The organism is Shewanella litorisediminis (assembly GCF_016834455.1).
Taxonomy (GTDB): Bacteria; Pseudomonadota; Gammaproteobacteria; order Enterobacterales; family Shewanellaceae; genus Shewanella; species Shewanella litorisediminis.
The window spans coordinates 666,107-680,493 of sequence record NZ_CP069213.1 but is presented as its reverse complement, the minus strand read 5'-3'; the positions used below and the strand labels follow the sequence as shown (position 1 = coordinate 680,493).

Here is a 14,387-nt window from a genome sequence, read left to right as displayed (position 1 = left end):
CTTTCAGCGGGTTTCCACTAAAAACGCCTGCCAGCTTTTCAGGGCAGCCTCCAAATCCTCAAGGCCACAGCTGGCCTCAAGTTCGGCATCGTAAAGGGACATACCATCGTCCAGCTCATCCTGGTTGTCATATCCCAGCACATTGGCATAAACCCGGGCCTGCTCTTCATCAAGCTCGAGGCTGAACTCCCGCCCAGTCAGGCGCCACTCACGCAGTTCGCCGGTCTGAATCGCAGTAATTGCCGACAACACCTCAGCCGCAGCAGCGGGTTTATCTCCCAGCTCTTCGCCAAACCAGCGCCCCATCACCTCATGTTCCATGCTGAAACGAGCCATGACGGAACCATCCAGGCCGTTGCGGCGAAATTCGTACTCCATAGTCTATCCACTGCCATTCAAACATCGTTATCGATACTGAGATTTTATCCTATCAATACGGCTATTGCCTCTTCGCCTCGACAAAGCGGTACTTGAATCCTCTCCCTGCTCTGGGCTAGTGTCATGAAAAGCTTTGAAAAGGAATCAAACATGTCACAGGGATTCATCTACAGCTACTGGCTGAGCGGCGAGCTGGCCGGACATCTTCTCGATGAGGAGACCCTGAACGCCTGGACACCTGAACAGGGGAACATCTGGGTACACCTCAATTATCACTCCCAGGCGGCGCGGGAATGGCTGCATCGAACCGACTTGCCCAAAATTGAAATCGATGCCTTGCTGTCACGGGATACCAGGCCCAGAGCGATTGCCGCAGAGAGTGGCCTGCTGCTGGCGCTGCGCGGGGTCAATTTAAACCCTGACGAGGCACCGGAAGACATGGTGGCGCTGCGGCTTTTTGCCGATAAGCACAGGGTCATGAGTACCTGTCGTCGCAGCCTGCAATCTGTCGAAGAGCTGGCCGCTCACATCGAAGCCAAAACGGGCCCGACCACTCCTGCTGAGTTTATTCTGTCTCTGTGCGACAAATTAACCACCCGAAAAACCGACTTTATCCATGAGCTTGAAGAGAAACTCGATGAGCTTGAGGAACAGGTGGTTGGCAGTAAAAGTAAGGACCTTCGCAACGACATTGCCGATTTAAGACGGCAAACTGTGATGGTGCGCCGCTATCTGGCGCCACAGCGGGAGGCTTTTACCATACTGCAAACCGAAACGGGCCAGCTGTTTAAAAAGAGCGAGCAGCTTAAGATGCGGGAAATTCGTGACCGCCTCACCCGCGCCATTGAAGATTTGGATGCCCTGAGGGACAGGGCCAGTGTTACCCAGGAAGAGTTGATGAGCCGCCAGTCAGAAGAGCTTAACCAGCGGCTGTATTTTCTGTCTCTGGTGACCGCTGTCTTCCTGCCGCTCGGCTTTCTTACCGGGCTGCTTGGCGTCAATATCGGCGGTATCCCCGGCGCGGATACGCCCTGGGCCTTCGCACTCTTTTGCGCTATTTTGGTGCTTCTGGTGGTATTGCAGCTGTTGCTGTTTTATCGCAAACGCTGGCTGTAACAAAAAAGGACGCTATTGCGTCCTTTTTTATTTCTCAGCCTTTGAGCGACCGGTAGTCGCTCAGGCTACCTCAATTGGTGCGATAACGGGCCAACACCTTGCCAAGAGAGCGAGATGCATCGGCGAGTCTGGCGACCCCTTCTGATGACTGTTCTGCCACTGTGCGTATGGTGTTGGACTGGTTACGGATATCACTCAGCTCCGCGGCGATGCTGTTTGCCACGCTGCTTTGCTCTTCGGCGGAAGTGGATATCTGAATACTCATGTCGGTAATGGCGCGGGATGAGTCGGCAATTCCCCTCACATCCGCGCCTATATTGGCAATCACACCACTGCTGGACTGCGCCTGGCTCACGGTTTTTTCGGTGATGGCAGCAATATTACGGCTCTCGCCCTGCAGCTTTTCAATCATGGCCTGAATTTCCACGGTTGCCGCCTGGGTGCGGCTTGCCAGGGTACGTACTTCATCTGCCACCACAGCAAAGCCCCTGCCCTGTTCGCCGGCCCGGGCCGCCTCGATAGCTGCGTTGAGTGCGAGCAGGTTGGTTTGCTCAGAAATCGCATTAATGGTGGTGATCACTTCGTTGATTTGGGTGGTGTTCACATTGAGCGTCGCCACCGAACTTGAAGCCTGTTCAATCAGCCCGGACAGCTGCTCAATGTCTGAAATGGCCTTTTGCACCCGTTGGAAACTGCTTTCCACCTGAGTGGCATCCTGCTCGGTTTTTTCGGTAGCCTGACGGGAAATATTGGATACTTCCTGCGCCGATGCCGTCATTTCCTCCATGGCGGTGGCAACCGAGTCGAGCGACACATACTGGCGATTAATCTGCTGCAGACTCTGCTTCATTTCCCGCTCGAAGGACTCAGACGTATCGCTCAGGGTATCCGCATTAGCCTTCACCACCTTGACCAACTCGGTCAGGGTATCCATGGCTTTATCAAGCGCACAGCCGATGGTGCCAAACTCATCACGGCCGGGGTGGAAACCAAGGCGAGAGGTCAAATCCCCTGAGCCGATTTTCTCGGTGGTGGTGTAAAGCACCCACAGGGCACCGCCAATGAAGGTGGCAACCCAGTACAAAAATATCCCGAAGGGAACCAACCAAACCCCAGTCCAAAGCAGGCTGGCACTGGCAGCAGAGCGAGCCTTGCTCTCCTGACTGCGCACATCCTGACTCAGGGAATAGCTCTGACCATTGGCCGCGATGGCGCTGACGGTCACTGAGTCCCCGTTGTGGCGATTCCTGTTGCTGCCCGAAGTCAATCCGAGGCTGGCGGCTTTCTCAAACTGGCCCGTGGCATTAAGCGTGTCCAGCATACCGACCAATCGCGCTTCTGCGGCTTTGAGCGAGCTTGCCTCTATGGCATCGATACTCTGGGAATAGCGCAAACCGGCCGTGGTTCCCAGCGCCAATACAAACAGCAAAAACACGACCCACATTTTGTCGTTGATGGACATGCGGATGAAAATTTTATCGATAGTTCGAAAATCGACCTGCTTCATTGGTACTCCAGAACGCGATTCGGCGAGTTGTTATTATTGCACCAAATTCAAAATCTTGCTCAGCCACTTTACTGATATTTTGTGCAGAGTTGCGCAAAAAAAAGACGCCCTGAGGCGTCTTTTTTACCAAGGCTTTCCCGCTTATTGTGCTGAGGCGGCCTGTTCGGTATTGGCTTTTTCGATAGAGACCAGCTCCACTTCAAATACCAGGGTAGAGTTGGCTGGGATAGTGCCATTGTCACGCTCACCGTAGGCCAGCTCAGCCGGGATCACGAAGCGGTACTTGGAACCCACAGACATCAGTTGCACACCTTCGGTCCAACCGGCGATTACACGGTTCAGCGGGAACTTGGCAGTCTGGCCACGGTCGTATGAGCTGTCAAATGGCGTGCCATCGATCAGGGTACCGGCATAGTGCACTTCAACCACATCTTCAGCGGCTGGCTTATCGCCTTCAGCGGCAACCAAGACTTCGTACTGGAGACCAGACTCGGTCGTGGTAACACCTTCTTTGGCTTTGTTGGTTTCCTGGTACTTCTTACCGTCTTCCAGATTTTTGGCAGCCATGGCTTCAGCCTGCGCCACGCGCTTATCGTTAAGCTTCTTATCCAGATTCTGCAGCACTGTCTGCATTTCTTCTTCGGTCAGCTTCAGGGCACCGTTCAGGCCATTGGCAAAACCTTCAACAATCAGGGTGCGATCCGCTGGCAGGCCGAGGGCTTCCTGCTCCTTGATGTGGCCTGACATGTAGCTGCCGATGGATGCGCCAACACTGTATGCTTCTTTCTGGGCCTCAGTGGTCAGGGAAACAGCTGGTGCAACTTCTGCTGCTTTTTCTTCTTTATTACAGGCAGTTAAACCTACTACGGCCAGGGCGACCAGTGAGTATTTATAAATAGATTTCATTGAAGCTTCCTTAGCGTCCTCAAGTGGTTACAATAACCTTTGTTATTCATCAAACCGCCTCACTTTATACTAGTTACTAAGCTTATGCCATGGGCAGCACCAAGCGGGGGCTGTCCGAAAATACAGACAGCAATGAGACTTGGGCATGTGGAATAAGTTCAATGGAAGTTACCTGTGGCTGGCACTGGTTTTTGTACTCTTGTCGGGCTGCTCCCCCAGGGAAGCCGACGGGGTGTTGGTGCTCAGTGACGCCCCAAGCTATGGCGCAACCCTGAGCCAGGATGCCAGCCTGGCCCTCATCAGTACCGAGTCCGGTGGTGTCGAGCTGTGGCAACTCTCTCCCAAGACCCTCAAACACAGATGGCAACACGGCCAGACCAGCAACGAATCGATTGCCCTGGCGCTATCCGACAATGCCGTTTTCGCCGCGTCATTAAGCCGGGATTCAGTTGCACTGTGGAGGATAGATGACGGCTCACAGGTGGGGCTGTGGTCGCTGCCCTCAGCGGGACAAGCGCTGGCGCTCTCCGACGGAGGTGGGCTCCTGGTAGGGCTTGCCGATGGCACTGTGATGTCGCTCGTCGCCGGGCAAAGCAAACTTATCCGCTTCCTTGGACACAGCGAAAAGGTTAACAGCGTGGCGCTGTCGGCCGATGGCAAGCTGGCGCTCAGCGGCGGCAACGACTATCAGGCCATTCTTTGGCAAGCCAACACCGGCCAGCCATTGCAGACCCTGCATTTTGACGCCCGGGTGCTGGCGGTGGCGCTGTCCTCCAACGGTGAGCTCGGCTTTGCCGCCGACGCCAAGGCCGATGCGAGGATTTTTGCCAGCCAAACCGGCCATATCATCAGCGAATTACAGATAAAGCAGCGCAGCATGACCTTTTCAGCCGCCCGCTTCGTCAACAACAACGCCGCCTTGCTCACGGGCTCGCCCTTTCGGGAAGTGCTGCGCTGGCAGACAAAAGATGGAAAAGTAACCGGTCGCTGGCAGGTGAGCCTCTCCAATCGGCCGCAAATCAAAGGTGCCGTTGTATACTCAGTGGCCGAAACCGGCCTGCCACAAACACCTGTTGCCAGTATCAGCAGCAGTGGCAGAGTGGAATACTGGTCAACGAGGTAACAATGCAAACAGATATACAGGCAATGCAACAGCAAATCGAAGAGCTGCAAACCAAGCTCGCCTTCACCGAGATGACGGTGGAAGAGCTGAATCAGGAAGTCATTAAGCTCAACGACATTGTTGCCAAGCAAACTCACGCGATTCAAATGCTGGTGAGTAAGCTCAAGGCGATGGAGCCGAGCAATATAGCGACTCAGGCGGAAGAAACACCGCCGCCCCACTACTGAGTATTCGCCACAGGAACAGGGAATTTCATGGCCAGCATCCAAACCGCCCCCATCGCCATCACAGGTGATCCGGTGCTTTACCAAAAAGCAGCACCTGTCATTGCGTTTGATGTCGCCCTGCACAATCTTACACAAACCCTGATGGCCACCATGTTACAGGCCAGGGGTGTGGGCATTGCTGCGCCGCAGATTGGCGTGAGTCAGCGGCTTTTCATCGTCGCATCCCGCCCCAATGAGCGTTATCCCGATGCGCCCCTGATGGAGCCCATGGTGATGGTCAATCCTGTGCTGCTGTCGGGTTCGTCAGAATGGGAGCTGGGTGAAGAAGGCTGTCTGTCGGTGCCGGGAAAGCGGCTTTCCATCGCGCGTCACCTGTGGATCGATGCCCAGTGGCAGGACTTACAGGGCAATACCCACTCCGGTCGCCTGCATGGCTTTGTCGCACGGATTTTTCAGCATGAGCTGGATCATCTCGATGGCATCACCCTGATCGAGCGCATCACCATGGCTTCACAGGAGCACGCAATGGCTGCGGGAGAGACACCACTGTGAGTCAGCGGGCTGCGGTACTTGTGATAACCCTCTTCCTTGGCGGCTGTGCCATGGGCGGCTTATTCATGAGTTACCCGGCGCAGATTGCACAGGTGAAACAAGCGCTCTCTGGCCCGGCCCCCCTGACGCCCCTGACTCAACTGGAAACCGAACTGAATGGCAAGGATGCGCTGCTGTACGCCCAGGAGGCAGGCAGGGTTGCACAGGTGGGCGGCGACTTTAAGGCAAGCCAGGATTATTACCGCAGCGCCATTGCGGCCTATGCCAGATTCGACGACCAGGCCACCGTCAGCCTGAGTAATCTTGGGGCCAACGCCGGCAGTCTGGTATTGAATGACAATGTCATCCCCTACCGGGGCCCCGGATTTGAACGGGTGATGGTTCACCAGTATCAGGCGCTCAATTACCTGATGCAGAACGATTTTGAAGGGGCTTTGGTGGAGGTGCGCCGGGCCAACGAGTTGCAGGCGCTGGAACAAAAGCGCTATGAAAAATCCAAAGAGTCGGTCAAGGCCATGGCCAATGGCACCGTGGATGGTGAAATAAACCGCCTCGGCCAGCAGGCAGGCAGTGTCACCAGCTCTTTTTTGAACGCCTACAGCTATTACACAACCGGTCTTATCCATGAGCTGCTTGGCGAAGAAAACGATGCCTTTATCGATTATCGCAAGGCTGCGCAAATCTTCCCCGGCAATCCGTACCTGGAGCAGGATCTGGTGCGTTTGGCCAAAAAGCTGGCCATGCCCCAGTATCAGGAATTCAAAGACAGATTCGGCGAAGCCAAGCTGCCCGGCAAAGACGACGGCCAGCTGATACTGCTGCTGGAGCGGGATTTCGTGTTGGCCAAGCAGCCGCTCACCGTTCCCTTTACCATCAACGGCAATTGGCAGACTGTGTCTTTACCAACCTATGGCAACAGCGGCCCGCCAAGTGGAACAAAGAGCCTGGCCGGGCTGGATACGCCCTTGCAACCGGCAACCATCGCCAACCTGGATGCCCTTGCCATCAATGCGCTCAAAGAATACTTGCCCGCGCTGCTCATTCGCCAGGCGGCCCGGGTCTATGCCAAATCAGAGCTGACCCGCAGCGTGGAAAGCCAAAGCAAAAAGCGCCGGGACGAGTTTGACGGCGCCGCCGTGGCCATGCAGATTTTCAATGTATTAAGCGAACAGGCCGATTTGCGCAGCTGGCTGACCTTGCCAAAACAGGCCCAGATTGGCCGCCGCTTTGTGCCACAGGGCCATTACAGTGTTACCCTTGGCAATGTCAGCAAGAACATAGAGATACGTCCCGGACAGACCACCCTCATATGGGCAATTGACACGGGCAGCAACATCCGCTTTTATTCAATCAACATCAAAAGTAAATGGAACTGACTATGAAACATTTCAAACTGATTTTCATCCTGGCAGCGTCCCTTGGCCTTGGCGCCTGTCAATCCAGGGTTGAGTACGGAGACGCCACCGAAGTGGAAACGGTGAATGAGAACTTCGGTTCCACCGATCTGCAGGCCATTACCGCCAAGATGGTGGACAGCATGCTGACCTTCCCGCCTGTGGTGGCCATGACAGCCAAACAGCGCCCCATCATCTTCGTGGACAAAATCAAAAACAAAACCTCAGAGCACATAGATACCGAGTCTGTCACCGACTCCATCAGCAACAAGCTGCTGCGCTCCGGCAAGTTCCGCTTTATCGACATGACCAAGGTGGACGCCGTTCGTAAGCAGCTGGATTACCAAAACAACTCAGGCATGGTTGACCCATCAACGGCTATCCGCTTTGGCCGCCAAATCGGTGCTCAGTACATGCTCTATGGCAACCTGTCGAGCATAGTCAAGCAGGAAGGCAGTACCAAGGATGTCTACTACAAGATGACCATGCGTCTGATGGATCTGGAAACCGGCCTTATCGAATGGTCCGATGAAAAAGAGATCCGCAAGACCAAGTCCAAGTCATTCCTCGGCATGTAATTGCCTGTCTGGTAATAAAAAAATCTGACAATAAAAAACCAGCGCTTTGGCGCTGGTTTTTTTATTGTGATGACTCCATCCGTTACAGCAAAAGGGCGCCAATCAGGGCAAAGCCTGCCACCAGCGCCAGAATGGGCAATCTGAGGACCTTCAGCGCCGCAAAACCGGCAACCACCAGCGCCATGTCCATGGGGCCCACCACAGCAGAGAGCCAAATCGGCTGATAGAGCGCACTGAGCAGCAGCCCCACTACGGCAGCATTCACGCCCGCGACGGCACCGGCCACCCTGGGGCGCTGGCTGAGCCCCTCCCATGCAGGAAGAAACGCCAGCAGCAATAAAAAGCCCGGCAGGAAGATAGTCAGGGTCGCAATCAGCGCACCAAGCACAGCATCCCCGGTCGCTACATCGGCGCCTAAAAAGGTCGACAGGGTAAACATGGGGCCGGGAATAGCCTGGGCGGCCGCATAGCCCGTTAAAAACCTGTCTGGTGACATCAGCTCACCGAAGTGCCCTTCCAGCAGAGGCAGCACCACATGGCCGCCTCCAAACACCAGCGAACCGGCCTGAAAGTTCACTGCCCCCAACCAGGCCCCGCTGCCGCCACTGAAGGATTCAACGCCGTAAAAAGCACCGCCAAGCAGCAGCGTAAAGGCCAGCAGCCAGCCCCAACCAATACCGGCAAGCTTGCCCCCAGCCTCGCCCGCGGGCGTTAAATAGGCCACACCGACCACGGCCGCCAGGGCCAGTACCACAAACTGTACCCAGCTAAGGCCAAACAGCAGCAGTGCTATGGTGCTGGCCGCCATAATCAGTCTTGCTGCCCTGTGCTGGCAAAACTGACGGAACATACCCAGGCAGGCATCCATCACCACCACCACGGCAAGCAGTTTGAGCCCATGAATGAGGCCGTCGAACCAGGACTGTCCCAGCAGATTGGCACTGGTGACGGCCAGCAGATACATCAGCACGGCCGATGGCAGGGTAAAGCCTACAAAGGCCGCGAGTGCGCCGCCCAGCCCACCACGGGTGAGTCCGATGGCAAATCCCAGCTGGCTGGAACCTGGCCCCGGCAAAAACTGCGACAGGGCCACCAGGGCGCCAAAACGCTTTTCATCGACCCAATTGAGCTCATTGACGAATGTCTGTCTGAAATAACCTATATGGGCTGCCGGCCCACCGAAGCTGGTCAATCCCAACATGAAAAAACGCACGAAAATCTGCCACATAGCCTTGAGTTTTCTCCGATTGCAATGGCATCAGAGTATGACATCTTTGTGACCCCAAGTTGACATAAAAAAACCACCGCAGCGGCGGTGGTTTTTCGTTTTGCTGGCCCGGGCATGATTTTCACATCCCGGACCTTGACTGCATTATGGGCAGTTGACGTCTTTCATTGCCAATTACTTGGACAGGAAGCGACGGCGCAGACCCAGAGCAAGCAACATCATCAGTGCCAGAGGACCTGTGCTGCCACCACCAGAGGTGCTGGCAGGGGTTTCAGGCTGAGTCGTCACTGGTGGCTGAGGCTCAACACCATCGGATACCACGGTCAGCATAAAGCTGGTAGACGCGGCATCGCTTGGGTTTTCCACATCGCTCACAGTCACAGTCACTTCCACTTCACCGTGGAAATCTTTTTCCGGGGTGATGCTGATGGTGCTGCCAGAGCGGTTACCGGATACTGTGGCGGTGATGTGCTCACCGGTCACGGTAATCTGGTTGACGCTGTTCTGCTCGTCGGCATAGAGCACTTCGATACCTTCCAGGGTGGTGTTTTCGGCCACACTCTGGTCGGCAATCGCCCCCATGCTGATGTTGCCAGGCACTTTAAGCTCGTGGTTGATCTCGATATCGGCCATACCTTCAACCTGGCTCACGGCGTTGAAGGCCAGGGTCTTGCCTGCGGCACTTGGCTTCACCTTGGTCCAGGCAGTCACTTCAAACTGAGATGACTCAGGGCCCTGATAGTCGTAACAGATCACCAGACCATTCTTGAGTTTTTCATCCAGGTCGTTGAAGGCATATTGCTCGCCCAGGTAAGACTCAAGTGGACCGTAGGCATAAAGACCACCACGGAAGCCCTGCACACCGATGGAGCCACGGGCATCCTGACTACCGAAGTCGATGTTGTCGTAGGCCATCATCATCTCGTACTCACCGTCACCGAAACGGGTATTGGCGTTGAAGATCAGCTCGAAATCGAATCTGTCATCCTGCTCCTCCCATTGGTAAACGCGCTTGGCGTCACGGCCGGCTGACTTGTAGGAACGGGCATTGTCGTACTCCAGAATCGCCCAACCGGTGTTGGTACTGGCGATGGTCATACCCGAGCGCTCATTGATGCTATTCACCAACGGCGCGGCCATGATGGCCTGGGTCGCACCGGCACCCAATCCAAATCCACGCCACAGCATACCTATACTTTCATAGGGGAAGCTCTGGTATGGGAAGATGTCATGCCATGGGTAAAACAGCGGCTGTCCACCCCACAGAGACACAAAGCCATGGGCACGGATGTCCAGGTAGTTCTCACGCCCTGTGTTCAGGTTGTCACTGTTGTTGTACAGGTGGAAGGCATCGTAAGCGCCACGGAATATCACATCCATTGGCAACTCAATACCATTGCGGTACAGAAGCTGGTTGTCCTTGTTTCTGATCGCATTGCCATTGGCATCGTATTCCACCGGCGCAAAACCACCGAACTGAGGATAGAGACGGAACTCTTCCAGGTTCACGTAACCACCGGGGTTGCTGTTGCCAAAGTTCGGCGTACGGCACATGGCATCTTCAATGTTGGTGCTGATCTTGTAAGATGGCGCCAGATCGCTTGTGTCAGGCTGAACACCGCTGATGGTCAGCTTGCCATTTTCCAGGCTGATGTCGGTCACCATGGCGCTGGAAGAAGCCAACACGTCTTCGGCGCTCAGGCTCAGTTCAGCCGGCACATCGGCGCTGATGGTAAAGGCACGGTCAGCACCCGAGTCGTTGGGCAGCACTGTGAAGGTAAACGGAACCACATCCCCTTCCTTGGCCGCAGTCTGAGGTACTTCCAGGCTGACGTCGTCTTTGCCACGGCTGAGCTTGAACGCGGTTTTACCTATGTTGCCGGCATTGACTGCGGAGGTACCGAAGTCAATCAGGGAGTAGTACAGATCCCCTTCCTGCATCTCAGGGATGTTCCAGTTCACCTGAATGTCTACCGGCTCCTTACCATTGCTGGCAGGCACATCAACACTCATGTTACCAGCCACGTCATCGGTGACAACGACAGCGGCATACTGGAAGGTTTCCTCAGGGAAATCATGGTAATTGTTCTGTGCACTGCCCTTGCGGGGGTTATAGAACACAGCCCAGTACTGGCCCTCTTCCGGCTCGTTAATGTTACAGAAGTTGTTGTAAGCGATGTGGTTGGAGACGCACAGCAGTTCTTCGAACGGATCGGCCTGGCCGTTACCGTTATAGTCCTTACCCACATACACCAACAGGTTCGCCTTATCCAGGGTGCCATCCAGCGGAGACTCAGTGGTACCCAGAGACTCGACAATCAGGCGACGGGCATTGGCAGGTACATCTATCGTCACTGTTGCCGTGGCTTCGTCCAGACGCTCTTCCATGGGCGCGGCATTTTCGCCACCCGCGGTCCAGGGGAAAAAGCCATCATTGTCCTTGGGCAATACCAGAGTCTGCACATCGGCTTTAACCGGGGTAAAGATGCGGCTATGGATGCTGTCACCCTCGGGCAGATTAATGCCCTTAAGCATGGCGTTGCCTTCATTACGGTGCGCGGTGGCAGCCAAACGAGCAGGCATCTCGTTCATGTCGTACTTGAACACTACGGGCCAGTGAGCTTCAGGCGACTTGCCGCTGCTTTCCGTGAAGATAAGATTGGAGTGCAGTTCCACTTCGGCATTCGAGAACCAGTCCTGGGTGTCCATGATGGACGCCTCAATTATGATGGTCTGGGTCTCACCGGCCGCCAGGGTGAACTCACTTGGGCTGACCTTGATGTTAACGCCGTTCTGAGAGAACTGAGAGCGGGAGTCGTAGGCCCAGTTCACCACGTCATCGTGGGTCACAGACCAGCTGCCGTCTTTGGTCGCTTTTACAGTACGGATCCACTGACACTTTGGCTTACAGCTGAAGTTTACCAGCTGTGGGATGTTCAGCTTGTGTACTGTGCCGCCATTCAATGGATCGGCCGCGCGGAAGTTATCGGCAGTTTCATCCATGATGAGGCCCGCCTGCACGGCATTGGCAACGTTGATACGGCCAGTACCGGCACGGTAAGTGGACGCAAGTTCGATGTCACCGGTCGCTTCGTTGAGACGACGATACTGGACCTTGTTTTCGGCCGTCATGGCCAGCGCAGACTGGATTTCAGTGGCACTCCAGGAAGGCTGCGCCTGCTTGAGCAGCGCCATGGCACCGGCCACATGGGGTGAAGCCATGGAGGTACCGCTCAGGAAGGCGTAGTCACCTGAGCCTGGGGCTGCGGTGAACGGATGCTCATCGGCGAAGGCGGCGTAGATATCAACGCCGGGGGCGGCAACCGCTGGGATCAGCGCTTCCGGGGTTGATGGGCTTGGGCCGCGGGAAGAGAAAGGCGCCAGCCAATCGGCATTTTCCGGATTCAGCTCACGCTCAATACGGGTGTTGCCAATGGTCAGCATATGATCTGTACCCTTGGCCAGCCAATCGCTCAGACCATAGCCGCTCATGCCGTTGTCATAACGGCCATCCCACTCTTCTTTGGTGATATGGATTGATGGCACAGAATACTTGGCCAGGGCAACCAGTGGGTCGTTGTTGGCGTAGTTGTACATGATCATGCCATCGGCGCCACCGGCCTTGATGTTATCGGCCTTGGCAGTACGGGCAATACCATTGGGGTCGGTCAGGCTGTTGCGCTTACAGACCACAATGACGTCGACCGGATTGCCACTGCTGTCCTGCAGATCGAAAGTCCCTTCAGGGAAGGGGGTGCCGCAGTATTCGTCGCCGAAGTTTTTGGCCTGCACCACCATACCGGTTACCGGGGCATCGTTGATAGCACCGCCGACGATTTCGCTCCAGCGTGGCGCTTCGCTGCCACCCATGGGGTCAGTCAGCTTGGTTTCGACAACCACTTCGCGATCGTGGGTGGTGGCCGCTACGTTCATCAGCCAGGGAGACGCATGGTCGATGGCGCCAAAGTATTCTTTATAGCCAACGGGTTGACCGGAGTTACCGGCTGCGGCGGCAACAGAAATGCCGGCCTCACGGGCCGCCAGGAATGCCAGCTCCACATCATCGCTCCAGGGGTGAGAATCCTGACCACCGATGGAGAAGTTAATCACATCCACACCGTCGCTGATGGCATCTTCGATACCGGCGATCAGCGCTTCACCCGGGCAACCACGGAACTCAGCCACATCGTTGGACGGATGACAAACCTGATAGGACACTATGTTGGCGTGTGGTGCTACGCCACTGATACGGGGAAACAGGCCTTCCTTGATGATGGCGCCGTCAGATACGGCATCGGGCGTTGGCGAAGAGAAAGGTACATCGTAAAGCACGTTACCGGCAGCGGTCGAAGCCACGTGTGTGCCATGGCCCTGATAGTCTTCACCCACGGCTGGACGGGTATCTCCGAATACACCACTGGTGAAGTTGTCGGTGATAACAGGATAAGAACGTACACCAATCAGCTTGTCGTTACACAGGTTCTCGAAGCCTTCTTTGGCACAGTCACCCACGTAGTTACCGGCGCCCCATGGGTTGGTGTGATCGTAACCGTCACCACCGATATCAGCAAAAGAGGCATGGTCGGTGTTCACACCGGTATCCACGATACCGACAATAACCTTTTCACCCTTGTAAGGCATGGATTGAGTAACGCTGCCATCCCATATCTTGTTGGCCTGGATTAACTCAGGGCCCGTATCAGACAGCAGCTCATAGGTCTTGGCGCGGCGCACTGTGGCAACACCGGCAACCTCTGACATGCGCTTGGCTTCGTCTTGAGTCATGGCCATGGAGAAACCGTTTACCGCATTGGTAAACTGGGCACGCACTTCGCGATGGCCCACCACCGAAGAAGCCGCTGCCAATACCTCGTTTTGTTTGCTCAGCAGTTGTGAGCGATAAGCGGCCACTTCTCTTGATGCAGGCTTACCGGCAACAAAGAGTTTGCCTTTGCCACCTTTCGCGCTGCGAGCCTGAATAGCAACACCGGAGTTGGCCAGCGCTTTGTCGCGCAGGGTAACAATGTAAACATGTTCACCGCTGAGGCCTTCTTCGAACTCGAAGCGACGGGACTGCGGCGTGATCTGGATGTTAAGACCTTCACCCTGACCAAGGCTATCCTCGGTAACGGGTGAAGGGCTTTGCAATTGGGCGATTTGTTCAGTAGTCAGCTTCAGGGGTTCGAGTTTGTGCTGCTCGTTGACGTTCAAGCTGGCCGCCGCATACATGCTGCCAGCCCCATAAAGGGTCGCTACCACAGCACTGGTTACGAGGTTCAGTTTCAAGACGCTATCTCCGATGTTGTTATTGGATTGCTTACTCGTCCGCCGGTGAAAAACCGGTCAGGAGGGCATCATCTAAGCACCGTCTAAAGGAA

11 protein-coding genes are annotated in these 14,387 nt (G+C 55.4%); 6 read left to right on the top strand and 5 right to left on the bottom strand.

Features of this window, described 5'->3' with window-relative positions; translation table 11 throughout:
• Positions 1-3: 3 nt before the first annotated feature.
• A complete protein-coding gene (locus JQC75_RS02995; protein WP_203326020.1) occupies positions 4-378 on the bottom strand; it encodes a YacL family protein in 375 nt (124 codons plus the stop codon).
• A 150-nt stretch (positions 379-528) separates the two neighbouring features.
• On the opposite strand from JQC75_RS02995, the gene JQC75_RS02990 reads away from it, so the two are divergent.
• Positions 529-1,494 (top strand): zinc transporter ZntB, encoded by a 966-nt coding sequence (locus tag JQC75_RS02990; protein WP_203326019.1) that lies wholly within the window; start codon positions 529-531, stop codon positions 1,492-1,494.
• Positions 1,495-1,564: 70 nt separating this feature from the next.
• Here the strand turns inward: JQC75_RS02990 and JQC75_RS02985 are convergent, their stop codons facing one another.
• Both JQC75_RS02985 and fkpA read right to left on the bottom strand, forming a co-directional pair.
• Entirely contained in the window at positions 1,565-3,001 is a 1,437-nt protein-coding gene (locus tag JQC75_RS02985) for a methyl-accepting chemotaxis protein (protein WP_203326018.1), read from the bottom strand.
• 141 nt (positions 3,002-3,142) lie between these two features.
• Complete coding sequence (fkpA, locus tag JQC75_RS02980) at positions 3,143-3,907, bottom strand: FKBP-type peptidyl-prolyl cis-trans isomerase (RefSeq protein ID WP_203326017.1); 765 nt, start codon at positions 3,905-3,907, stop codon at positions 3,143-3,145.
• A gap of 145 nt (positions 3,908-4,052) precedes the next feature.
• Between fkpA and JQC75_RS02975 the strand changes: the two genes are divergently transcribed.
• From JQC75_RS02975 to lpoB, 5 genes are read left to right on the top strand one after another with little or no spacing between them, the layout of a single operon-like run.
• Positions 4,053-5,030, top strand: a complete 978-nt coding sequence (locus tag JQC75_RS02975) for a WD40 repeat domain-containing protein (RefSeq protein WP_203326016.1) — start codon at positions 4,053-4,055, stop codon at positions 5,028-5,030.
• A 14-nt stretch (positions 5,031-5,044) separates the two neighbouring features.
• Complete coding sequence (locus tag JQC75_RS02970) at positions 5,045-5,257, top strand: SlyX family protein (RefSeq protein WP_203327103.1); 213 nt, start codon at positions 5,045-5,047, stop codon at positions 5,255-5,257.
• Positions 5,258-5,284: 27 nt separating this feature from the next.
• On the top strand, positions 5,285-5,809 hold the full coding sequence (gene def, locus JQC75_RS02965; protein WP_203326015.1) for a peptide deformylase: 525 nt from the start codon (positions 5,285-5,287) through the stop codon (positions 5,807-5,809).
• Positions 5,810-5,859: 50 nt separating this feature from the next.
• Entirely contained in the window at positions 5,860-7,185 is a 1,326-nt protein-coding gene (locus JQC75_RS02960) for a COG3014 family protein (RefSeq protein WP_239002130.1), read from the top strand.
• Between the two features lie 2 nt (positions 7,186-7,187).
• Entirely contained in the window at positions 7,188-7,781 is a 594-nt protein-coding gene (gene lpoB / locus JQC75_RS02955) for a penicillin-binding protein activator LpoB (protein WP_198134298.1), read from the top strand.
• Positions 7,782-7,863: 82 nt separating this feature from the next.
• Here the strand turns inward: lpoB and chrA are convergent, their stop codons facing one another.
• Both chrA and JQC75_RS02945 read right to left on the bottom strand, forming a co-directional pair.
• On the bottom strand, positions 7,864-9,009 hold the full coding sequence (gene chrA, locus JQC75_RS02950; protein ID WP_203326013.1) for a chromate efflux transporter: 1,146 nt from the start codon (positions 9,007-9,009) through the stop codon (positions 7,864-7,866).
• Between the two features lie 174 nt (positions 9,010-9,183).
• Positions 9,184-14,295: a S8 family serine peptidase gene (locus JQC75_RS02945; RefSeq protein WP_203326012.1), complete on the bottom strand. Its 5,112-nt coding sequence runs from the start codon at positions 14,293-14,295 to the stop codon at positions 9,184-9,186.
• Between the last annotated feature and the right edge of the window lie 92 nt (positions 14,296-14,387).